Source organism: Calidifontibacillus oryziterrae, from assembly GCF_000331575.1.
In the GTDB taxonomy this organism is placed as follows: domain Bacteria; phylum Bacillota; class Bacilli; order Bacillales; family Bacillaceae_J; genus Calidifontibacillus_A; species Calidifontibacillus_A oryziterrae.
Map to the genome: position 1 here is coordinate 1,632,297 of NZ_KB223527.1, position 20,940 is coordinate 1,653,236.

Annotated in this window: 23 protein-coding genes; 2 read left to right on the forward strand and 21 right to left on the reverse strand. The window is 39.4% G+C overall.

Features of this window, described 5'->3' with window-relative positions; translation table 11 throughout:
* Window positions 1-223 precede the first annotated feature (223 nt).
* The 18 genes from nuoK to D612_RS0116485 all read right to left on the reverse strand — a co-directional run bounded on the left by nuoK (window position 224) and on the right by D612_RS0116485 (window position 13,875).
* Window positions 224-559 carry an NADH-quinone oxidoreductase subunit NuoK gene (gene nuoK / locus D612_RS0116400; RefSeq protein ID WP_169330976.1) on the reverse strand — a complete coding sequence of 112 codons (336 nt, stop codon included), beginning with the start codon at window positions 557-559 and terminating at the stop codon, window positions 224-226.
* Window positions 531-1,046: an NADH-quinone oxidoreductase subunit J gene (locus D612_RS0116405; protein ID WP_017756588.1), complete on the reverse strand. Its 516-nt coding sequence runs from the start codon at window positions 1,044-1,046 to the stop codon at window positions 531-533. Before D612_RS0116405 ends, nuoK begins: the two co-directional genes overlap by 29 nt.
* On the reverse strand, window positions 1,043-1,462 hold the full coding sequence (gene nuoI, locus D612_RS0116410; RefSeq protein WP_017756589.1) for an NADH-quinone oxidoreductase subunit NuoI: 420 nt from the start codon (window positions 1,460-1,462) through the stop codon (window positions 1,043-1,045). Before nuoI ends, D612_RS0116405 begins: the two co-directional genes overlap by 4 nt.
* 117 nt (window positions 1,463-1,579) lie before the next feature.
* Window positions 1,580-2,581: an NADH-quinone oxidoreductase subunit NuoH gene (gene nuoH, locus D612_RS0116415; protein ID WP_017756590.1), complete on the reverse strand. Its 1,002-nt coding sequence runs from the start codon at window positions 2,579-2,581 to the stop codon at window positions 1,580-1,582.
* Complete coding sequence (locus D612_RS0116420) at window positions 2,581-3,684, reverse strand: NADH-quinone oxidoreductase subunit D (protein ID WP_017756591.1); 1,104 nt, start codon at window positions 3,682-3,684, stop codon at window positions 2,581-2,583. The genes nuoH and D612_RS0116420 overlap by 1 nt, the downstream gene beginning before the upstream one ends.
* Window positions 3,685-3,687: 3 nt before the next feature.
* Window positions 3,688-4,938, reverse strand: coding sequence for an NADH-quinone oxidoreductase subunit C (locus D612_RS0116425; protein WP_017756592.1), 1,251 nt, complete (start codon window positions 4,936-4,938; stop codon window positions 3,688-3,690).
* Between the two features lie 3 nt (window positions 4,939-4,941).
* Window positions 4,942-5,457 carry a NuoB/complex I 20 kDa subunit family protein gene (locus D612_RS0116430; RefSeq protein ID WP_017756593.1) on the reverse strand — a complete coding sequence of 172 codons (516 nt, stop codon included), beginning with the start codon at window positions 5,455-5,457 and terminating at the stop codon, window positions 4,942-4,944.
* On the reverse strand, window positions 5,448-5,822 hold the full coding sequence (locus D612_RS0116435; protein WP_017756594.1) for an NADH-quinone oxidoreductase subunit A: 375 nt from the start codon (window positions 5,820-5,822) through the stop codon (window positions 5,448-5,450). Before D612_RS0116435 ends, D612_RS0116430 begins: the two co-directional genes overlap by 10 nt.
* A gap of 291 nt (window positions 5,823-6,113) precedes the next feature.
* Window positions 6,114-6,518 (reverse strand): F0F1 ATP synthase subunit epsilon, encoded by a 405-nt coding sequence (locus D612_RS0116440; protein WP_017756595.1) that lies wholly within the window; start codon window positions 6,516-6,518, stop codon window positions 6,114-6,116.
* A 299-nt stretch (window positions 6,519-6,817) separates the two neighbouring features.
* Complete coding sequence (gene atpD / locus D612_RS0116445) at window positions 6,818-8,233, reverse strand: F0F1 ATP synthase subunit beta (RefSeq protein WP_017756596.1); 1,416 nt, start codon at window positions 8,231-8,233, stop codon at window positions 6,818-6,820.
* Between the two features lie 40 nt (window positions 8,234-8,273).
* Window positions 8,274-9,134 carry a F0F1 ATP synthase subunit gamma gene (locus D612_RS0116450; protein WP_017756597.1) on the reverse strand — a complete coding sequence of 287 codons (861 nt, stop codon included), beginning with the start codon at window positions 9,132-9,134 and terminating at the stop codon, window positions 8,274-8,276.
* Window positions 9,135-9,304: 170 nt separating this feature from the next.
* Window positions 9,305-10,813, reverse strand: a complete 1,509-nt coding sequence (gene atpA / locus D612_RS0116455; protein WP_017756598.1) for a F0F1 ATP synthase subunit alpha — start codon at window positions 10,811-10,813, stop codon at window positions 9,305-9,307.
* 86 nt (window positions 10,814-10,899) lie between these two features.
* Complete coding sequence (locus D612_RS0116460) at window positions 10,900-11,442, reverse strand: F0F1 ATP synthase subunit delta (protein WP_017756599.1); 543 nt, start codon at window positions 11,440-11,442, stop codon at window positions 10,900-10,902.
* A complete protein-coding gene (gene atpF, locus D612_RS0116465; RefSeq protein WP_017756600.1) occupies window positions 11,439-11,975 on the reverse strand; it encodes a F0F1 ATP synthase subunit B in 537 nt (178 codons plus the stop codon). The genes D612_RS0116460 and atpF overlap by 4 nt, the downstream gene beginning before the upstream one ends.
* Before the next feature lie 223 nt (window positions 11,976-12,198).
* Window positions 12,199-12,417 carry a F0F1 ATP synthase subunit C gene (atpE, locus tag D612_RS0116470; protein WP_017756601.1) on the reverse strand — a complete coding sequence of 73 codons (219 nt, stop codon included), beginning with the start codon at window positions 12,415-12,417 and terminating at the stop codon, window positions 12,199-12,201.
* Between the two features lie 55 nt (window positions 12,418-12,472).
* Window positions 12,473-13,195 (reverse strand): F0F1 ATP synthase subunit A, encoded by a 723-nt coding sequence (atpB, locus tag D612_RS0116475; protein WP_017756602.1) that lies wholly within the window; start codon window positions 13,193-13,195, stop codon window positions 12,473-12,475.
* A gap of 37 nt (window positions 13,196-13,232) precedes the next feature.
* The gene (locus tag D612_RS0116480; protein ID WP_017756603.1) at window positions 13,233-13,646 is read right to left on the reverse strand and encodes an ATP synthase subunit I; all 414 of its coding nucleotides are present in this window, start codon (window positions 13,644-13,646) and stop codon (window positions 13,233-13,235) included.
* A 4-nt stretch (window positions 13,647-13,650) separates the two neighbouring features.
* Complete coding sequence (locus tag D612_RS0116485; RefSeq protein WP_017756604.1) at window positions 13,651-13,875, reverse strand: AtpZ/AtpI family protein; 225 nt, start codon at window positions 13,873-13,875, stop codon at window positions 13,651-13,653.
* Between the two features lie 657 nt (window positions 13,876-14,532).
* On the opposite strand from D612_RS0116485, the gene D612_RS0116495 reads away from it, so the two are divergent.
* Both D612_RS0116495 and D612_RS0116500 read left to right on the forward strand, forming a co-directional pair.
* Window positions 14,533-14,802, forward strand: coding sequence for a hypothetical protein (locus D612_RS0116495; RefSeq protein ID WP_017756605.1), 270 nt, complete (start codon window positions 14,533-14,535; stop codon window positions 14,800-14,802).
* Entirely contained in the window at window positions 14,765-15,259 is a 495-nt protein-coding gene (locus tag D612_RS0116500) for a hypothetical protein (protein WP_017756606.1), read from the forward strand. The genes D612_RS0116495 and D612_RS0116500 overlap by 38 nt, the downstream gene beginning before the upstream one ends.
* Here D612_RS0116500 and D612_RS20045 read toward each other — a convergent pair.
* The 3 genes from D612_RS20045 to upp all read right to left on the reverse strand — a co-directional run bounded on the left by D612_RS20045 (window position 15,245) and on the right by upp (window position 20,820).
* The gene (locus D612_RS20045; protein ID WP_017756607.1) at window positions 15,245-17,914 is read right to left on the reverse strand and encodes a S8 family serine peptidase; all 2,670 of its coding nucleotides are present in this window, start codon (window positions 17,912-17,914) and stop codon (window positions 15,245-15,247) included. The genes D612_RS0116500 and D612_RS20045 overlap by 15 nt on opposite strands.
* Before the next feature lie 939 nt (window positions 17,915-18,853).
* Window positions 18,854-20,005 (reverse strand): non-hydrolyzing UDP-N-acetylglucosamine 2-epimerase, encoded by a 1,152-nt coding sequence (gene wecB, locus D612_RS0116510; protein ID WP_017756608.1) that lies wholly within the window; start codon window positions 20,003-20,005, stop codon window positions 18,854-18,856.
* 185 nt (window positions 20,006-20,190) lie between these two features.
* Complete coding sequence (gene upp / locus D612_RS0116515; protein ID WP_017756609.1) at window positions 20,191-20,820, reverse strand: uracil phosphoribosyltransferase; 630 nt, start codon at window positions 20,818-20,820, stop codon at window positions 20,191-20,193.
* Window positions 20,821-20,940 lie beyond the last annotated feature (120 nt).

A 20,940-nucleotide genomic window follows, 5' to 3' on the forward strand; every position in this document is an offset into this window, starting at 1 on the left:
TAATTGGTTAATTCATTATGCAGTGTGTTTGAATATCCCCTTAGCTTTAAGGTTGGTATAGTTCCCTGTTGTTGACATCGGACAACTATTCTGGACATAGATGCACGCTACATTTTTCTGTTTATCTAAGTTTACGAATTCTCGATTAGCAATGAAATATTCTCGCTTAGCAATGAAATATTCTCGCTTAGCAATGAGATATTCTCGCTTAACGATGAGATATTTATTTTTTCAATAAATCCATCTCATCGATATTAACAGTTTTACGATTTCGATATAACGAAATTAAAATTGCCAACCCAACTGCAACTTCAGCTGCAGCAATCGCGATCGTAAATAATGAAAAAACCTGTCCTGTGATACTCGGATTTACCCCATATTTGCTAAATGCAACAAGATTTAAGTTCGCAGCATTTAGCATTAATTCTATCGAAATCAACACGATTACTGTATTTCTTTTTGTTAATGCACCGAATAAACCGATACAAAAAATTGTTAAAGCTAGTACGAGATAGACAGATAATGGCACACTACTCAACGTCTCCCGCCTCCCCGTCATCTTTTTTCGAAAGAATGATCGCACCGATGAGGGCAACTAATAATACGACTGATGTTAATTCAAATGGAATAATATATTTGGAATATAGCTCTGTTCCAATTTGCATCGTATTGTTTTCATGTAGGTTTGTTGCTTGCTCACCTAATGACAAGTCATTGATTGCAAAATACATTGTTAAGAAGAAGCCGATTACACCGATCGATACAAAGAATGTTTTCCAAAATCTTGGCTTATTCACTTCTTGATCATCATGCTTCGTTAACATAATTCCAAACAAAATAATGATGGTTATCGCACCTGAATATATTAACACTTGAACGGCTGCGACAAATTCTGCTGATAACAGGACGTAAAGTCCGGCAAAAGCAAGAAAGGTGAATACTAGTGATATAACCATGTGAGTGACTCTTGTTGTGTTTAGCATTAGCACTCCTCCACCAATTGCAATAAGCGCGAGGATAAAAAAGGCTATTAGTTCTCCACTCATGGTTTATTCACCTCTCTTATGTTTTCATCGTTATTATCAAGCCATGTTAAATCTTTGTATAAATTGTCGCGACTATATTCAGCTAATTCAAAGTTGTTCGACATGATAATCGCTTCTGTTGGACATACCTCTGTACATAAATCACATAAAATACAGATCTCAAAATTAATTGTATACGTATCGATGATTTTCCCCTTTTGGTTTGGGTCTGGATGCTTTTTCCCAGTTAGCTTAATACAGTCCGTTGGACAAATATTGGCGCACTGGTTACAAACGATACATTTTTCCGGATAAAATTTTTGAATCCCGCGAAAACGGTCCGGTAAAGCCAATGGTTCATTCGGATATTCATATGTGACTGGCTTCTTTGTTAATTCTTTCAGGGTATATTTTAAGCCTTTAACTAAGCCCTTCATACTTCCACCCCATTCCTTTTGTCTATGACTTTGTCATTGATGTTTTTATTCATAGACAATGCTTTTTTTGGCATACGTCATTACTGTTTATTTTTTTATATATTGACTTGATTTATTTTAAAAGAATAACTCTTTCAGTAACGCTGATAAAAATAGGTTTGCTAACGCGATTGGAAGGAGAATCTTCCAAGCAAATTCCATTAGTGTATCTGCTTTGAAGCGTGGGAATGTCGCACGGAACCAAACCATAATATAGACAATCAAACTAAACTTAAGCGCGAACCATACCGCACCCGGAATAAAATCTAAACCAGGAATCGGATTCCATCCGCCTAAGAATAAAACTGTCATTAGGGCTGACATTGCAAACAAGTACACATACTCTGAAAGCATGAAAAATGCCATCCTGAAGCCTGTATACTCTGTATGATAACCAGCTACTAGCTCAGATTCAGATTCCGGTAAGTCAAATGGAATACGTGCTAATTCAGCATTCGCTGAGATAAAAAACACTAAAAAGCCGATCGGCTGCAATATGATAAATGCCCACGATTCCTGCGCTGCAACAATATCATTCAAATTAATGCTCCCTGTAAAAAGAACAACCCCAAGGACTGACATCACAAGTGGGATTTCATATGAAATCATTTGCGCTCCCGCACGCATTCCACCTAATAATGAATATTTATTATTGGACGCCCACGATGCCGTAACAGTCCCGACAATTGAAATTCCTGAAAGAGCAATATAATAAATTAACCCTACTCCTAAGTCAGCAAATTGCAGTGCATCTGTAAATGGGATCGTTGCAAGTACCATGAAAGACGGCGCAAAAGCTAAGACCGGAGCAATAATGAACAGCGGTTTATCGGCCGCTTTCGGGATTGAGTCTTCCTTTGCTAAAAGCTTCAATACGTCTGCCACAGTTTGCAGCAATCCCCAGCGGCCCCCTAATTGGTTTGGACCAATACGTGACTGCATAAATGCTAGTACTTTACGTTCAGCTAAAATTGCGTAGGTTACAAACCCAAGGACAACTCCTAATAATGCGGCTGCAAGTCCAAAGAAGATTCCGAAGTTCATCCAGCTTGGAGCAGATTGTAAAAGTGAATCTATCATTAGCCATCAACCTCCCCGAGAACGATGTCAATGCTTCCAAGGATCGCAACCATGTCAGATATATTTTGACCCTCAATTAGCTTTTTAAAGATTTGTAAATTGTAAAAGCTTGGTCGACGGAATTTCAAACGATATGGCTCTTTTTTGCCATCACTTGCAATATAGCAACCAATTTCACCACGAGCCCCTTCAATCCGGACAAATGCTTCGCCCTTTGGAGCTTTGATGATTTTTGGAACCTTCGCCATAATTGCACCTTCGTTCGGAATCTGTTCAACGGCTTGCTCAACTATTTTCAAAGACTCAGCCATTTCCGCCATCCGGACATCATAGCGTGCTTTTGCATCTCCAGCTTGCGCAGTCGGTACATCAAAGTCAAAACGGTCATAAATAGAGTATGGCTCATCCTTGCGGAGATCCCATTTTACACCTGTACAGCGAAGACACGGGCCGCTTAATGAATAATTTAGCGCATCCTCCTTCGTGTACGTTCCAACACCTTTGACACGTGTTAAAAAGATTTCGTTACCTGAAACGAGATCATGGTAGCCTGCTAGTTTTTCACGCATATAAGGCACGAAGTCTCTTACTTTTTCAATCCATCCTTCTGGAGCGTCCCATTTCACACCGCCAACCCGCATATAGTTAAAGGTAATACGAGCTCCAGATAATTCATTTAATAGATTGAGAATCATTTCACGTTCTCTTACAGCATATAGAAACGGACTTGTCGCACCCATATCCATTAAAAATGTTCCAAACGCCATGAGATGGCTAGCAATTCTACCTAGCTCCATTGCGATCACACGTAAATATTCAGCCTTTTCTGGAATTTCTAATCCCATCATTGTTTCAACAGCATGTACAATTACATAATTATTCGTCATCGCTGAAAGGTAATCCATACGATCAGTGTATGGGATAATTTGTGTGTATTGTAGATCTTCTGCTAATTTCTCAGTACCTCGATGTAAATAACCAATGACAGGTGTAGCTTCCTTAATAATCTCACCATCTAGTTTTAGAACGACCCGGAATACACCGTGTGTACTTGGATGTTGAGGGCCTACGTTAAGTAGCAATTCTTCTGTTTTATAAGCCATTTGCTACACCTCCACATCATATTGCTCGTAGTCTTTCCGGAGAGGGTGTCCAACCCAATCGTCTGCAAGCATGATTCTTGTTAAATTTGGATGGTTCAAATACTTAATTCCTACTAAATCGTATGACTCTCTTTCAGGCCAGTTTGCCCCTGCCCAAAGCGGAGCCAATGATTCAATCTCTGGATTAGCTCGATTTATTTTTACTTTTAATGCGACTGATTGGCGATTTTTATAAGAATACAAGTGATTATAAACTTCCATATGAGTCTCGAAATCTGAGCCATGATGCTCGGATAAATAATCAAAGCCCAGTTGCTCGTTGTATTTTAAGAACTCAGCAATTTTGTAATATGTTTCAGGCTTCGCTACTAGCGTAGGAACATCCTTTGAAAGCCTATTAATGTAAGCATCTTCAAGTACATCGGTGCCTAAGTGATCCTCAATCACTTTTATATATTTATCTAGAAATGGTTGATTCGGAGATGGCGCTTCTGCTTGACCATCGTCGCTTGAAGCTGTACTTGCAGCCCCACCTGCTTTTGCCTTTGCGGCGGCTGCGGCTTTTGCTTTTGCAGCTGCGACTGCTTTTGCCTTTTCATCGTCTCCAGCTGCGCTTCCCCCTGCTGCTTTTGCCTTTGCGGCGGCTGCGGCCTTTGCTTTTGCAGCGGCAATTGCTTTTGCCTTTTCATCGTCTCCAGCTGTGCTTCCCCCTGCTGCTTTTGCCTTTGCAGCGGCTGCTGCTTTTGCCTTTGCTGCGGCGGCAGCCTTTGCTTTTGCAGCGGCGGCAGCTTTCGCCTTCTCATCTGCTCCAGCAGCCTCTGATGATGAAGCAGATCCAGTTTCAGTAGCAGATGCTTCTGTAACGTCTGCTGACGCCTGCTTTGCTAGTGCTGCGGCTTTTGCCTTTGCAGCGGCGGCAGCTTTCGCTTTTGCGTCTGCAGCGCCAACGCTTTCATTTTTTTGTTCAGCTTGCGAAGCAGTTTGATTTTGTTCACCTTGAGATGATGATTCACTTTGAGATTTTGATGCACTTTGCGATGATGATGTATTTTGAGATATTGACTCACTTTGCGATGATGATGTATTTTGAGATATTGATGAACTTTGCAATGATGATTCATTTACCTCAGTTGATTTGCTATCAGTCGTAGTCTGAGCCTGTGCACCATTCTTCTCAGCTAGCTTTCGCATTGCAGCTTCTTTTGCTTTCGCTGCTGCTTCACGTTTCAATTGTTCTAAATCCTTTTCACTCATGCCCTACATCACCCGCTTTCCTGTCTTAGCTTCATAGCGGATTTTTTCCTCTAATTTATGCAAGCCATAAATTAAGGCAGCCGGATTTGGTGGGCAGCCTGGTATATACACATCTACTGGTACTATTTGGTCAACACCCTTAACAACTGCATAGGATTTCACATACGGGCCGCCAGCTGTTGCACAAACGCCCATTGCGATCACCCATTTAGGTTCTGGCATTTGATCATATAAGCGTCTTAAAATAGGCGCCATTTTCTTCGTTACCGTTCCTGCAACAATCATACAATCTGCATGTCTTGGTGAGGCACGGAATATTTCTTTACCAAAGCGCGCAACGTCAAAATGCGCTCCCCCTGCTGCCATCATTTCGATTGCACAACAAGCAAGCCCGAAGGTCATTGGCCATATAGACGCACCGCGTGCCCATGCTTTGATTTGTTCAACAGTTGTCAAAAATACATTACGATTTAGTTCCTCGCGCTCTTCTGGTGTAATATCCTGTAACATTAGATCCATTTTAACACCTTCTTTTTCCATGCGTAGATTAAGCCAATGATGAGCATTAAAACGAAAATTAACATTTCTATTAACGCAAAGATGCCCAATTTATCATAGGCGACTGCCCATGGATATAAAAAGACTGTCTCTACATCAAATATGACAAACATTAAAGCGAAAATATAATAACGAACGTTAAACTGTACTCTGGAATCGTGGAAAGGCTCGATTCCGCTTTCATAAGTTGTCTGTTTTTCTTCGCTAGGCTTGTTCGGCCGCAAAATTCTACCAACTGTAAGAGCTGCAACCGGTAAAATAATGCCTAACAATAGAAAAACAACTACAATTAGGTAATTATTCTGGTACAGATGCAATGTGTCCATACCTTCCCCCCCAAATCTTATGTTATCTATTTTTTTGTAGCCGCCCCTATTATAGCAAATAGGTAAATTTGTGTCGACAAACGTTCACAAATATCTTAAAAAAATATGAAAGATAAATATTTTCTATTGACAAACTATTTTGACTTGTTCTTTGTATCATCAAATACGCTTTAATTATGGTTGTTTCCACTCAATTTACAGGTGTTTTATATAAATTTTTTATAAAAATAGTCTCCGTTTACACAAAAAAATAACCAAAAGAAAGACCAATCGGATCTTTCTTTTGGTTAATTAGGAACGGCCGCCTACGTTTAGACGGTTAATTGCACGTTTCAATGCAAGTTCTGCACGTTTGAAATCAATTTCATCCGCTTTAGCTTGCTGCATGCGACGTTCTGCACGCTCTTTTGCTGCACGTGCGCGGTCAACATCAATATCTGACGCCAATTCTGCTGCTTGAGCCAAAACAGTTACTTTATCAGGTCTTACTTCAACGAATCCACCACTAACAGCCACTAGTTCAGTTTTTCCACCATTCTTGAGACGAACGGCACTAATGGTTAATGGAGCAACTAATGGAATATGACCAGGTAAAATACCTAATTCACCACTAACAGCTTTTGTACTAACCATTTCTACGTCTGTTTCAACTACAGGGCCATCAGGAGTAACTACACTGACTTTTATTGTCTTCATGAAATAACCTCCCTTACTAGAGGTGAGATATATGATGTGAGAAATAAGATTAGCATAATTGCTTCGATGATCACAAATACTCTTCATCTCTCATTTCTCTTTCCTAACTTCTCTAGATTTATCCCGTAATAACATTCACTAAGACCCCACCTCGTCGGAAAGGTTCAGAGATACTTTCGTTATAAATTGAAAGTTTTCCTTCGCTTAAAATTCCTGGTGGGGAGCTAGTGATTTTTACAACTTAACAGGTTTTGCTATAAAGTAGATTTAGTTACACTTAACCTGTTACATTTCTTAATTTATGCTTGCATTGCTTTTGCTTTTTCAACAACGTCTTCGATAGGTCCAACAAGACGGAATGCGTCCTCTGGAATATCGTCATATTTTCCTTCAAGAATTTCTTTAAAGCCACGTACTGTTTCTTTTACTGGCACATATGAACCAGGTTGGCCTGTAAATTGTTCAGCAACGTGGAAGTTTTGTGACAAGAAGTTCTGAATACGACGAGCGCGAGCTACGACTAGTTTATCATCATCAGAAAGCTCATCCATACCTAACATTGCAATAATATCTTGTAATTCACGATATTTTTGTAATGTTTGCTGTACTTTACGAGCAACATTATAGTGTTCTTCTCCAACTGTTTCAGGTGCTAATGCACGAGAAGTTGATGCTAGTGGATCCACCGCTGGATAAATACCCATTTCAGAAAGCTTACGCTCAAGGTTAGTTGTTGCATCTAAGTGAGCGAAAGTTGTAGCTGGTGCTGGATCCGTATAGTCATCCGCTGGTACGTAGATTGCTTGAATTGATGTAACTGACCCTACGTTTGTAGATGTAATACGTTCTTGTAATTGACCCATTTCTGTAGCAAGTGTTGGTTGGTAACCAACGGCAGAAGGCATACGTCCAAGTAAGGCAGATACCTCTGAACCTGCTTGTGTGAAACGGAATATGTTATCGATAAAGAATAACACGTCTTGTCCTTGCTCATCTCGGAAATATTCAGCCATTGTAAGACCAGTTAAGGCAACACGTTGACGTGCTCCTGGTGGCTCATTCATCTGACCAAATACCATCGCTGTTTTCTTAATAACGCCTGAATCGCTCATTTCATGATAAAGGTCGTTACCTTCACGAGTACGCTCACCTACGCCGGCAAATACTGAAATACCACCGTGCTCTTGAGCGATATTGTTAATAAGCTCTTGAATTAATACTGTTTTACCAACACCGGCACCACCGAATAATCCGATCTTACCACCCTTAATGTAAGGAGCAAGAAGGTCTACTACTTTAATACCAGTTTCAAGAATTTCTACTTGTGTTGATAGATTTTCAAAAGTTGGTGCTTGGCGGTGGATTGGATCTCGACGAGATTCAGCAGGAATTTCTTCCTTAAGATCGATCGCCTCTCCTAATACGTTAAATACACGACCTAGTGTTACGTCACCAACTGGAACTGAAATAGGTGCTCCAGTATCTACTACTTCAATGCCACGAACTAATCCGTCCGTTGAATCCATCGCAACTGTACGTACTGTATCATCACCTAGATGTAGAGCAACCTCTAAAGTCAAATTAATATCGACTTCTGATTCAGTACGCGCTTTATGTTCAATTCTAAGGGCGTTGTATAGTTCAGGAAGCTTACCGCTTTCGAACTTAACGTCTACAACCGGACCCAAAATTGTCGTTACGCGTCCTTTATTCATCGCTTTCCCTCCTAACAAACATGTTACAACTAAATCCGTTCTATTCTAGTGCAGCTGCACCGCCAACGATTTCGGTAAGCTCTTGCGTAATCGCAGCCTGACGTGCTCTGTTGAATGAAAGTGTAAGACCAGAGATGATCTCTTCTGCGTTATCAGTAGCACTTCTCATCGCTGTCATCCGCGACGCATGTTCACTTGCCTTTCCATCGAGCAGCGCGCCATATATTAAACTCTCAGCATACTGCGGCAATAAAACTTCTAATATTTCTTCTTGAGATGGTTCATATTCATATGAACTTAAAGATGATTTATCATCTGTAATACTTGTTAATGGTAATAACTGTTTCTCAGTAACTTCTTGCGTTATTGTATTCACAAAATGGTTATAGTACATATGAAGCTCATCATATGTCTCATCGATGTACATTTGAACAGCTTGGCTAGCAATCGCCTGAATATCCGAAAAAGATGGCTGATCCGCTATACCAATAATTTCTTTAATTACAGGCATATTGCGTTTTTTAAAGAAATCGCGTCCCATACGTCCAATTGCGATAATCGCATACTCATCTGTAGATGAGTGTCGTTCCTTAATAACCTTAAATACAGTTCGAAGAACGTTGCTATTATAAGGTCCAGCTAAACCACGATCCGATGTAATCACAATGTAACCCGTCTTTTTGACTGGGCGACTTTGAAGCATTGGATGTTGTACGCCTTTACTACCCATTGCTATACTTGAAACGACCTCTTGCATTTTTTCCATGTATGGTCCAAATTTTTTGGCGTTACTTTCAGCACGGTTTAGTTTAGAAGCTGATACCATTTCCATTGCTTTTGTGATTTGCATCATTTTCTTTGTCGATGTTATTCGAGTTTTTATATCACGTAATGAAGCCACTCGTTTTCACCACCTTATTATATAGTGGACAAGGGGCAGAGCGGTGCTCCACCACCTTTTTGATTATTTAGGCGTTGACCAAGGGCCATATCGCCATATTTGGTTCGAATGGTAGGGTTTACGCCCCACCAACTTTATCAAATCAAAATTTTATATATGACAAAATAGTTTTATTCAGAAACTGCAAATGTCTTCTTGAAATCATTGATCGCAGCTGCCATGTCATCATCACTAGCAAGTTCTTTCGTTGTGCGAATATGATCTAAGACCTCTTTGCGATTAAGCTCTAACCATGCGTAGAATTCTTCCTCGAAGCGAGCGATGTCAGCAACTGGAATATCATCTAAGAAACCGCGTGTAAGTGCATATAGAATGGCAACTTGCTTCTCAACTGCAAGCGGCTTATGAAGACCTTGTTTAAGAACTTCAACTGTACGCTCACCACGGTTAAGCTTTGCAAGTGTAGCTTTATCTAAGTCTGAACCAAACTGAGCAAACGCTTCTAGTTCGCGGTATGATGCAAGGTCTAGACGAAGAGTACCCGCAACCTTTTTCATACCTTTAATTTGTGCAGAACCCCCTACACGTGATACCGAAAGACCTGCGTTGATCGCTGGACGTACACCAGAGAAGAACAAGTCAGATTGTAAGAAGATCTGTCCATCTGTAATTGAAATTACGTTTGTTGGAATATAAGCTGATACGTCGCCAGCTTGCGTTTCGATGAATGGAAGTGCAGTCATTGAACCGCCACCTAAATCATCGCTAAGCTTTGCTGCACGCTCTAATAAGCGTGAATGTAGATAGAATACATCCCCTGGATATGCTTCACGACCTGGAGGACGACGTAATAATAACGAAAGTTCGCGGTATGCTGCCGCTTGCTTTGTTAAATCATCATAAATGATAAGCACGTGCTTACCGTTGTACATGAAATGTTCGCCCATTGATACCCCAGCATATGGAGCAAGGTATAATAATGGAGCTGGTTGTGATGCAGATGCAGTAACAACGATTGTGTACTCTAATGCACCATGTTTACGTAAAGTTTCAACAACTGTACGAACTGTAGATTCTTTCTGTCCGATTGCAACGTAAATACAAATCATATTTTCTTCTTTTTGGTTAATGATTGTGTCGATTGCAACCGCTGTTTTACCAGTTTGGCGGTCTCCGATAATTAACTCACGTTGTCCACGACCAATTGGAACTAGAGCGTCGATCGCTTTAATACCTGTTTGTAATGGTTCATGAACTGATTTACGAGCCATAACACCTGGTGCTTTTACTTCAATTGGACGAGTTTCCGTTGTTTCAATTGGTCCTAATCCATCAACCGGTTGACCTAATGGGTTCACAACACGACCTAGTAGTTGTTCACCTACAGGAACCTCCATGATACGGCCTGTACGACGAACCTCGTCTCCTTCACGAATATCAGTAAATGGTCCAAGAATAACGATACCAACGTTGTTTTCTTCAAGGTTTTGGGCAAGACCCATCACGCCGTTTGAAAATTCAACAAGTTCTCCAGACATTACGTTATCTAGACCATGAGCACGTGCGATACCGTCACCGACTTGGATTACAGTACCTACATCATTCACTTCGATTTCCGACTGATAATTTTCAATTTGCTTTTTTATCAGCGCACTAATTTCTTCTGCTTTGATGCTCATGAATTTCACCCCTATCTTCTAGCTTTTTACAGATAGTAATTGACGATTGAGCGTTTACCATTTTCTAATTGGATGAGGTCAGCTCTTTATTTCGCAGCTAACAACTGACGTTCAATACGTTCTAACTTACCTTTTACACTGCCATCATAAATTGTATTTCCAATTCGTAGCTTTACGCCACCAATAAGACTGTTATCAACGATGTTTGTGATGCGTAATTGTGATTTACCTACTTTTTTCGCAAAAACCTCTGAAAGGGCTTTTTCTTCATCGCTCGTTAATGCACGAATTGAGTATACTTTTGCATCCGCAATTCCGCGTTCATCATTTGCGAGAAGGAAATATTCTTCAACAACTTCAAGCAGGATGTCTTCACGTTTACGATCAATTAATAGAAGAATCGTATTAAGTACGATCGTTGAAGCATCTTTAAATACTTCTTTTACCAACGCTTTTTTAGAGTCTTTAGAAATCTTAGGTTGCTTTAGGATCGTTAGAAAGCTCGGATTCTCTTCCACTACTTTCACAACAACCTTAAGTTCTTCCTCTAACTGATCTAATTGGTTTTGTTCTTTTGCTAACTCAAAAAGAGCAACGGCGTAGCGAATTGCAACTGCGTCTCGACTCATCGCTCTTCGCCTACCTCTTTGATATATTCATCAATAAGTTTTTGTTGATCTTGTTCACTAAGCTCTTTTTCAATAACTTTTGATGCAATTAAAACTGATAAAGAAGCAACTTGCTCACGTAAAGCAGTAATTGCTTGTTCTTTTTCTTGCTGAATTTCTTTCACAGCAGATTCTTTAATTCGATTAGCTTCTGTCTTAGCAGCTTCGATAATATCTTTTTGTTGTTGCTCGCCAAGCTTCTTTGCGTTTTCAATTAGATCATGAGCATCCTGGCGTGCAGTTTTTAAAGCTTCAGTTTGCTCTCGTACAAATTTTTCAGCTTCTTTACGACTTTTCTCAGCCGCATTAATTTCGTTTGCAATATGCTCTTCGCGCTGCTTCATAATTCCCATTAGCGGACCGAATGCATACTTACGAAGTAATAGCATAAGAATAATGAAAGCCGCAAGCTGATAGAGGATGTCGCCAATATTTATGCCTGTTGCATGTGTACCTGCTTCAGCTGATGCCAATACTAAAAAGTCTAACGACACTGTATTTCACTCCTTTCAATACGTGCCCTGCTCAAAATAAAAATACAGTTAACAGAATGCTAGATGTTTTTAAAAATTCGACTTATCGTCGCTAAAATGTCTTTGACCTATGGATACATATAAAGGAATGGCGAAGGATCACGCTTGTGATGCGATCTTCGCCATTATGAATATGGACCATGATCCTTGAAATGCTCTTTGATTACGTATGGGTATGTAATTATTATTGACCTTGACCCATTACCATGAATGCAATAACTACACCGATGATCGGTAATGCTTCAACTAACGCAACCCCGATGAACATTGTAGTTTGAAGTGTACCGCGAAGTTCTGGCTGACGAGCAATCCCTTCTACTGTACGACCAACGATAAGACCGTTACCAATACCAGCACCTAGTGCCGCTAAACCTACCGCAATTGCAGCTGCTATTAAATTCATTTAAAAGTCCTCCCTTTTTCCATTGAAAGTAGTTTATTATAAGGAAATTTTTATATTAATGGTCATGACTCACTTTGTGTGCCATATATACCATTGTTAACATTGTAAAAATAAATGCTTGGATTGTACCTACGAAAAGACTAAAGCCTTGCCATGCTAGCATCGGAAGAGCTGCACCGATACCACCAGCTAATCCACTTATGCCTAGTCCTGCTAGTAAACTAAATAAAATTTCACCTGCGTAAATGTTACCGTAAAGACGCAAACCAAGAGTTAATGTGTTTGAAAACTCTTCAATAATCTTAAACGGAAATAAGAACGGTAGTGGAGAAACGAATGTTTTTCCATACGCCTTTGTACCATTTAACTTAATGCCGTAATAATGAGTTAAACCTACAATCATAACGGCTAAAGTTAACGTAATTGTCGGATCTGCTGTTGGTGATTTCCACCAAAGCTCTCCATTAACTTGCACTGAAAACGGTAGACCTAACATATTGGAAACAAATATGTACATAATCAGCGTTACACCTAATGTTAGGAAGCGTCCGCCAGTTTTCCAGTCCATTGTACTTCCGATAATATTTTTCACAAAATCCAATACCCATTCGAGGAAGTTTTGCGCACCTGTTGGACGAAGCTGCAAGGATCTAGTACATGCAATCGCTATCAGGAAGACAATCACCGAAGAAACAGTAATCATAAGGACATTTGATAAGTTAAAATTAAGCCCATTAATTCCTAAGAAATTCTCTAATATTGGAGCACCATGTCCCATGTTCTCTCACCTCTCTTTCAGTTGTTCAATAGTGACTCTATTTATTTTTTATAGATTGGAAAAATAAATCTATCATAATGACGAAATGATACGTCATTAATCCAATAATCACACTTACAAAGTGGAACGTGTCCGGATATCGCATAGCAATAACAACTGCTAAGGCAGCAGCTGCTAGTCGTTGTAAAGAACCAAGTGATCTCACTTTCTTCTTTTTCTCATCTTCTTTTTTTGCGAGATTCTCAACGATAGTTTCACCAAGGCGATTTACTTTACTATGCATGGTCCATAGGTTATAGGTACTGAGGACGGTTCCAAGAATTAGTCCTAGAAAAATAGTAGGATAAGGTGTAAAACCCCATCCAATCACAAATAAAGCTAATAAATTTATGATCATCTTTAATTGCCGGATAAACATTTGATTGTATTCTTTAGTAAGCTTCTTGTTCATCTCGTTAGTCTCCTGAAAAACGCCGGATAAGCTGGAGCATGCTATAAACTCCTGTTCCAAGTCCAATTAAAAGACCGATTATTAAAAACAGTGGTAACGTATCCAATGATTCATCCAGCCATTTTCCTAAGAATATTCCTACTAAAATAGATCCGACTAGTTGGGCGGTAATGCCCGTCATTAAAGCGTAGGCTTTTAATGGGTATTTTTGCCGTTTATCATCACGCATTTCAAACGCTCCTTCGGCTATTATACAACGTTTTCATTTCATGCAGTTAGAGAAAACACGTTGTAAAATTAAGGGAATAATTAGGGAAATAATTAAGAAAATAATTAAGAAAATAATTAAGAAAATAACTAAGAAAATAACTAAGAAAATAACTAAGAAAATAACTAAGAAAATAACTAGGGAAATAATTAGGGAAATAATTAAGGATATATTCAAGAATTAATCTTAGGATATCATCGCATTTCTTCCCTACAATTTTTGAGCCAGTTTTCCCTGTCGTTTTTTCTATGTATATGTAACTTTTTTAAAGGGAAAACGCCGTACCTTATGGTTATTTTCGTTTTTCAAATGAATGGATTTTTATTCCTTTTTATCAGAAAAAGCCCCTGTTTTCACACCCTTTGTAAGCATACAACAGGGTACTTTTAATGTCAATCCATTTTAGGTGAAAATGTTCACACATACGACATAATTGTCACAATATTGTAAACTGCCTTAATTTTTAAACTGTAGCTTTCACGACGTGTGAATTTGTGACGAACAACAACGTTTTCTCGGGCAATTAGTGTGATTGGTTTGCTTTCCGTGATAATAAAACCTTATTTATCGTAAGCTAATCGTGAATTCGGCTGGTTTGCTGATAGTAAACCTTATTTATTGTCAGCTAATCGTGAATTCGGCTGGTTTGCTGATAGTAAACTTTATTTATTGTCAGCTAATCGTGAATTCGGCTGGTTTGCTGATAGTAAACCTTATTTATTGTCAGCAAATCGAGAATTCGGCTGGTTTGCTGATAGTAAACTTTATTTATCGTCAGCAAATCGGGAATTCGGCTGGTTTGCTGATAGTAAACTTTATTTATCGTCAGTAAATCGGGATTTCGGCTGGTTTGCTGATAGTAAACTTTATTTATCGTCAGCAAATTGAGAACTCGGCTGGTTTGCTGATAGTAAACCTTATTTATTGTCAGCTAATCGCATCTGAATCAATTTTGGTGATAATAAAACAGATTTATCGTCAGCAAATCGAGATTTCGGCTTTTTTACTGATAGTAAACCTTATTTATCGTCAGCAAATTGAGAACTCGGCTGGTTTGCTGATAGTAAACTTTATTTATTGTCAGCAAATCGAGATTTCGGCTTTTTTACTGATAGTAAACCTTATTTATCGTCAGCAAATCGGGATTTCGGCTGGTTTGCTGATAGTAAACTTTATTTATCGTCAGCTAATCGCATCTGAATCAATTTTGGTGATAATAAAACAGATTTATCGTCAGCAAATTGAGAACTCGGCTGGTTTGCTGATAGTAAACTTTATTTATCGTCAGCAAATCAGCCCCGATTCACTTTTCATGCTAGATGACAGTGGATTACTTACTGTTTAATTCGAGTTGGCTATGTTGGATCGATTCAATACCACCTTGAACCGCGTATACAACAACATGATAAACTCCGTCTTGGTATGGGATTTCTTCCCTAGTTAATAATTGCTCAAATACCCCGCGGTCAACATTGTTCCTCTGTATTAATAAACCAACATATTTTAATGTAGCTGGCTCAAATAGAGCGACTCCCAGTTCCTCTGCTCCCTCAGGCAAATAGAGTTCACATTTGTAAATGCTATTTTCCGCATCATCCTCCTCAAATGAAAACCCGCTTACGCGCGGATGATTTGGGTCACCGATGACATACAAGTACGGTAAGCTGATACTGCTTGTACTTGTGTCAACGGTGATTGTTCCAAAATGCAATCCGTTCGTTGCTTCCGTTGGGTCCACTTCAATTGCGATGGCCACTGTCTTTTTTTCATTTGGAGCTATATAAAAAGACAACGGCATTGTCCATCTTAATCCCTTCTTATGACGAGGTTGTCGGAACGTGACCTTTTCTGTTTCCGTTGATTTGTTTTCCAACGTTATTTCTATGCTTTTTTTTACAAAATTAGTACTCGTCCTCTCTTTCGAATCAATCGAATCAATTGCACCGAAGGCTAACGAGCCCGGATACGCTAACACAGTCGCCGCAATCGCTTTGTCCACTTGAATTCGCCCAGCCCCCTGCTCTGAGGGAATGTATGGATTTCCATTTTCAGCTTGGAGTGGTTTTGCCGTGTTCATTAATGCTGCCTTCACTTGCATCGGGGTCCAATCCGGGTGAGCTTGTTTTATTAAAGCTGCAGCACCAGCAACATGTGGCGACGCCATGCTTGTACCCCTTAGTGCTAGGTATCCATCAGGAATTGTGCTATCGATTTCAACTCCAGGAGCTACAACATCAGGCTTAATGGTCCAAGAATGGGTGACGGGGCCACGTGAACTGAAGTCAGCAATTTGATCCTGAATTTTTCGAGTTTTTGTGTCTAAATATTTTTTACCTTTTTTTAATTCTTGTTTTATAAAAACTCCGTCTTCACGCGATATCGATCCCGCAGGAATTTCTATCTTTTCTTGGAGCGCTCCTGTGAAGCTACCTTTTTCATTGTTAAAAATCAGAACAGCTTTTGCACCCTTTTGTGATGCATTTTTTACTTTTTCAGAAAAAGGAATTTTCCCTCTTTCCATAAGAATAATTTTTCCTTTAACCTCTGCTTTCCCCTCAGCCTCAACTTCTGTAAGATCATCAATTGTTCCTAAACCGCCATCGATAATTTCGTAGTCTTTCGTTAGATTCCATTGAGCTGCCCCATGTAAAGACTGCATAGATATCACTTTTTCAGGGATTGAATTTAATGTGATATACGGAATTTTGATAGGCGGTGTTGAAGCTCCTACTGAAATTGCTTTTTGCGAGGTGCCAGGTGAACCAACCGTCCAAAGATTCGGTCCAGAATTTCCATTCGACGTCACGGCGATTACACCTTTTTCAACTGCTCGGTCTAAGGCAACACTTGTCGGATAATCAGGACCATTTACGGCACTGCCAAGAGAAAGATTAATAATGTCCATGCCATCATCCACTGCTTTTTCAATCGCAGCTATTACTTGATCTGATGTTCCAATACCACCTGGACCAAGAGCACGATATGCATAAATTTCCGCCTCCGGCGCAACCCCTTTTACTCTACCGTTTGCTGCAATAATTCCTGCTACATGCGTTCCGTGAAGCGTCGTCTCCCCTTGCGCTTTAACCGTTTCCATCGGGTCATGGTCGTCGTCTACTAAATCAAAACCACCTTGATAGTTTTTTTGTAAGTCAGGATGATTGTAATCAATCCCCGTATCAATCACTCCAACCTTGATCCCTTTTCCGGTTAAATGTTGTTGATTGTTGTCAAAATAATGACGGATTGCATCGCCACCGATAAACGGGACACTTTCGTCTAGTTTTGCGGTGTATATAGTTGTTGGATGGATCGATTTCACGCCCGGCATTCGCTTTATTTTTTCAAGAATTGCTACTAAGTTAGTTTGTGGCTGTTCCATTGATATTGAAAGGCCGTAAAACACTGTTTGAAACTCTTTTTCAATTTTTATATTTGGATAGTTTTCGTTTATTTCATCGACTAGCCTTTGGAGATTGGTCCTTATAATAGAAGTATTTGTTATGGATTCTTTTAATTTACTAGTAGTGTTGGTTTTATGCAACTCCAATTCATTAGGGTTGCTGGTATTGAGTTCAGCAAATTCACTAGGGTTGTTTGTTTTGGTTTCTTCTAATTTACTAGTGGTGTTGGTATTGTGTTCTTTTTCTACCTCAATGATAAATTTTTGGGGGGTATTCATTCCAACGCCTACTTGCGAATCTACTTCAATACTTATTGGATCTAGGTGCTGAACTCCAATTTGACGATGGATTGGTATGTAGACATCACTATCTAATTGCGATCGTTTCAATTTAAAATGTTCTTTTTTAGTTTTAACGTTTGTCTGATTAGTTTGGTTTGTTTCAAAAGCGAAAGGTGTTTGTTCAGTTGGATCCGACCATATTGAGGCTTGCACTTTCCTAAAAGTTAGTGCTTCGTTTTGAATACAAGGCAACGAACACAAAGTGGATGTTATAACAATACTCAAAATCGATAGTGATTTGATTTTCTTTTTCACTGATGTTTTGCTCCTTTACGAAGTGCATAATTCCTGTTGTAAATGTTATTTTTCAGTTAATGTATTGAACTTTTTCTATATATAGAAAATGACCTCTCGTACATTTATTATTGATTATTTTCCCGCTGTGTTGGAAATTTTATACAAAACAATTGGTTCGAGGACCATGATTAAGCTGCTATTTGTTGGAAATTTTATACAAAGTAATTGATTCGTGGACCATGATTAAGCTGCTATTTGTGGGTAGTTTTATACAAAGCAATTTGATTCGCGGACCATGATTAAGCTGCTATTTGTTGGTAGTTTTATACATAGCACTTGATTCGCGGACCATGATTAAGCTGCTATTTGTTGGTAGTTTTATACATAGCACTTGATTCGCGGACCATGATTAAGCTGCTATTTGTTGGTAGTTTTATACAAAGCAATTTGATTCGCGGACCATGATTAAGCTGCTATTTGTTGGTAGTTTTATACAAAGCCCTGATCCATGGGGCCATGAGACGAATGCTATCTACAGATAAATGAAAGCATAAAAGAAGGCTGAAACCAAAAGGTCTTTATTTAACAACCTTTTAGATCAGCCTGTTTTTAACTATTTAAAATCTAATTATCTAATCCAAATCTAATCTTCTGTATTATCAAACGCCATTTCTCATAACCTCTAATGACTTAAGTCGCAGGTGATCAGGGTTAGGTCTTAAATTCCAATAAATGCAGAAAAATCCAAATTGATTATGCTTTAGCTCTTTGTGCTACTTAATAAAACAAACGTCTATGGACGTAGTGCGGCTTAGCCTTCGGTTGTAAACAGTGCTGCTTTCTCATTTGCAAACTTCGTTAACTGGCTAGGTGTAGCGCTAGCTTAGCCTTCGGTTGTAAACGGTGCTGCTTTCCCATTTGCAGAGACTTCGTTAACTGGCTAGGTGTAGCGCTAGCTTAGCCTTCGGTTGTAAACGATGCTGGGCGTTCCGAAGTTTGCTTAAGGTGATAGCGGATTGCCTCAGCGATGCGGTACGAAGCTTTGCCGTCACCATAAGGGTTGGATGCTTTCGCCATTTTTTCATATGCTTCGGTATTTGTTAATAGCTCTGTTGCTAGCTCGTAAATCGTTCCCTCATCTGTCCCAGCCAGCTTCAACGTACCTGCTTCGATTCCTTCTGGTCGTTCGGTTGTATCGCGCAAGACTAGGACTGGAACTCCCAATGATGGCGCTTCTTCCTGAACTCCGCCTGAATCTGTTAGAATTAAATATGAACGAGCTGCAAAATTATGAAAATCAATCACATCTAAAGGTTCGATCAAATGGATACGATCATTGCCGCCAAGTATTTCTTGGGCAATTTCCCGAACAGCCGGATTCATATGAACCGGGTATACAACTTGAACATCCTCATGCTCTTCAACAAGTCTATGAATTGCACGGAACATGTTTCGCATTGGCTCGCCTAAGTTTTCGCGCCGGTGCGCCGTCACCAAAATAAGACGACCTTTGCTTGCTTTTTCTAAAACCTCATGATTGTAGTCTTCTTTTACCGTTACGGATAGTGCATCAATCGCTGTATTACCGGTTATAAAGATTGCTTCCTTCTTTTTATTTTCATTCACTAGATTTTCATACGACTTTTCTGTTGGCGAGAAATGAATGTCAGCAATAACACCCGTTAATTGGCGATTCATTTCTTCAGGAAACGGAGAATACTTATTCCATGTTCTGAGACCCGCTTCAACATGGCCTACTGCAACCTGATTATAATAGGCAGCAAGACTCGCAATAAATGTGGTCGTCGTATCTCCATGGACGAGCACGATATCAGGCTTAACCTCTTTTATTACGCGGTCTAATCCTTCTAGTCCCCTTGTTGTTACATCTATTAATGTTTGGCGGTCTTTCATTATATTTAAATCATAATCTGGTTTTACATTAAAAATTTCCAAAACCTGATCAAGCATTTGCCGATGTTGTGCTGTTACAGCAACTATCGATTCAAATTGTTCTGGACGTTTTTCTAACTCAAGAACAAGCGGACACATTTTAATCGCCTCCGGTCTTGTTCCGAAGGTTGTAAGCACTTTAATGCGATTTGACATCTTTTTCACTCCAATAATTTTCCTGCATTTTAAAAAAAATGACGCGGCATATAACGCGCCATTTCCTTTTTAAATTATGGTCATTCCTAAAAGCCGCTAATTATAAGGGCAGCTTTTATTTTGCTTGCCAATTTTTTATCCAAACAAATCCAACCTCAGATCGATCTCATTTTATTTCACTACAATTATTTTGTCCCGAATAATCGATCTCCAGCATCCCCTAAGCCTGGGACGATGTAGCAATGATCATTCAATTTTTCATCTAAGCCTGCAATATAAATATCTACGTCTGGATGTTCTCTTTTGATAAAATCAACACCTTCAGGTGCTGCAATGATGCACATTAATTTAATATTCACAGCTCCGCGCTTTTTTAGCCCAGAAATTGCTGCAGCCGCTGAACCACCGGTAGCAAGCATTGGATCGAGGACAATTAACTCACGCTCTTCAATATCAGAAGGTAGCTTAAAATAATACTCGACAGGTTTTAATGTTTCAGGATCACGATATAAACCGATATGACCAACCTTTGCGGCAGGGATTAGCTTTAATATCCCATCTACCATTCCTAGGCCAGCACGTAAAATAGGGACTAAACCTAATTTTTTGCCAGATATCATTTTGCCCTTTGCCGTGGCAACTGGTGTTTCAACCGTTACATCCTCAAGAGGCAAATCGCGGGTAATTTCAAACGCCATTAAACTAGCTATTTCATCAACTAGTTCACGAAATTCCTTTGTACCCGTGTTTTTATCGCGTATCATTGTTAGTTTATGTTGAATAAGCGGATGATCAAATACGTATACCTTTCCCATTAAAAACCTCTCCTTTGCTTTATTTTTTAGCGTTTCTTAGTTTGTTTGTTAGCATCAGTAAAGTTATCTAAGATGCCTCAGAGCTACCTTATAATTGTAAACTTTCACATACCAACATAA

What these genes read in the sequence shown, in the direction of transcription:
- D612_RS0116460 (WP_017756599.1), bottom strand. Translation starts at nt 11,442, where the DNA reads ATGAGTCGAGACGCAGTTGCAATTCGCTACGCCGTTGCTCTTTTTGAG.
- wecB (WP_017756608.1), bottom strand. Translation starts at nt 20,005, where the DNA reads ATGTCAAATCGCATTAAAGTGCTTACAACCTTCGGAACAAGACCGGAG.
- nuoI (WP_017756589.1), bottom strand. Translation starts at nt 1,462, where the DNA reads ATGAAGGGCTTAGTTAAAGGCTTAAAATATACCCTGAAAGAATTAACA.
- D612_RS0116440 (WP_017756595.1), bottom strand. Translation starts at nt 6,518, where the DNA reads ATGAAGACAATAAAAGTCAGTGTAGTTACTCCTGATGGCCCTGTAGTT.
- nuoH (WP_017756590.1), bottom strand. Translation starts at nt 2,581, where the DNA reads ATGATAGATTCACTTTTACAATCTGCTCCAAGCTGGATGAACTTCGGA.
- D612_RS0116420 (WP_017756591.1), bottom strand. Translation starts at nt 3,684, where the DNA reads ATGGCTTATAAAACAGAAGAATTGCTACTTAACGTAGGCCCTCAACAT.
- atpD (WP_017756596.1), bottom strand. Translation starts at nt 8,233, where the DNA reads ATGAATAAAGGACGCGTAACGACAATTTTGGGTCCGGTTGTAGACGTT.
- upp (WP_017756609.1), bottom strand. Translation starts at nt 20,820, where the DNA reads ATGGGAAAGGTATACGTATTTGATCATCCGCTTATTCAACATAAACTA.
- D612_RS0116430 (WP_017756593.1), bottom strand. Translation starts at nt 5,457, where the DNA reads ATGGATCTAATGTTACAGGATATTACACCAGAAGAGCGCGAGGAACTA.
- D612_RS0116425 (WP_017756592.1), bottom strand. Translation starts at nt 4,938, where the DNA reads ATGAGTGAAAAGGATTTAGAACAATTGAAACGTGAAGCAGCAGCGAAA.
- D612_RS0116480 (WP_017756603.1), bottom strand. Translation starts at nt 13,646, where the DNA reads ATGAACAAGAAGCTTACTAAAGAATACAATCAAATGTTTATCCGGCAA.
- D612_RS0116485 (WP_017756604.1), bottom strand. Translation starts at nt 13,875, where the DNA reads ATGCGTGATGATAAACGGCAAAAATACCCATTAAAAGCCTACGCTTTA.
- D612_RS0116435 (WP_017756594.1), bottom strand. Translation starts at nt 5,822, where the DNA reads ATGGACACATTGCATCTGTACCAGAATAATTACCTAATTGTAGTTGTT.
- D612_RS0116405 (WP_017756588.1), bottom strand. Translation starts at nt 1,046, where the DNA reads ATGAGTGGAGAACTAATAGCCTTTTTTATCCTCGCGCTTATTGCAATT.
- atpB (WP_017756602.1), bottom strand. Translation starts at nt 13,195, where the DNA reads ATGGGACATGGTGCTCCAATATTAGAGAATTTCTTAGGAATTAATGGG.
- atpA (WP_017756598.1), bottom strand. Translation starts at nt 10,813, where the DNA reads ATGAGCATCAAAGCAGAAGAAATTAGTGCGCTGATAAAAAAGCAAATT.
- nuoK (WP_169330976.1), bottom strand. Translation starts at nt 559, where the DNA reads ATGACGGGGAGGCGGGAGACGTTGAGTAGTGTGCCATTATCTGTCTAT.
- atpE (WP_017756601.1), bottom strand. Translation starts at nt 12,417, where the DNA reads ATGAATTTAATAGCAGCTGCAATTGCGGTAGGTTTAGCGGCACTAGGT.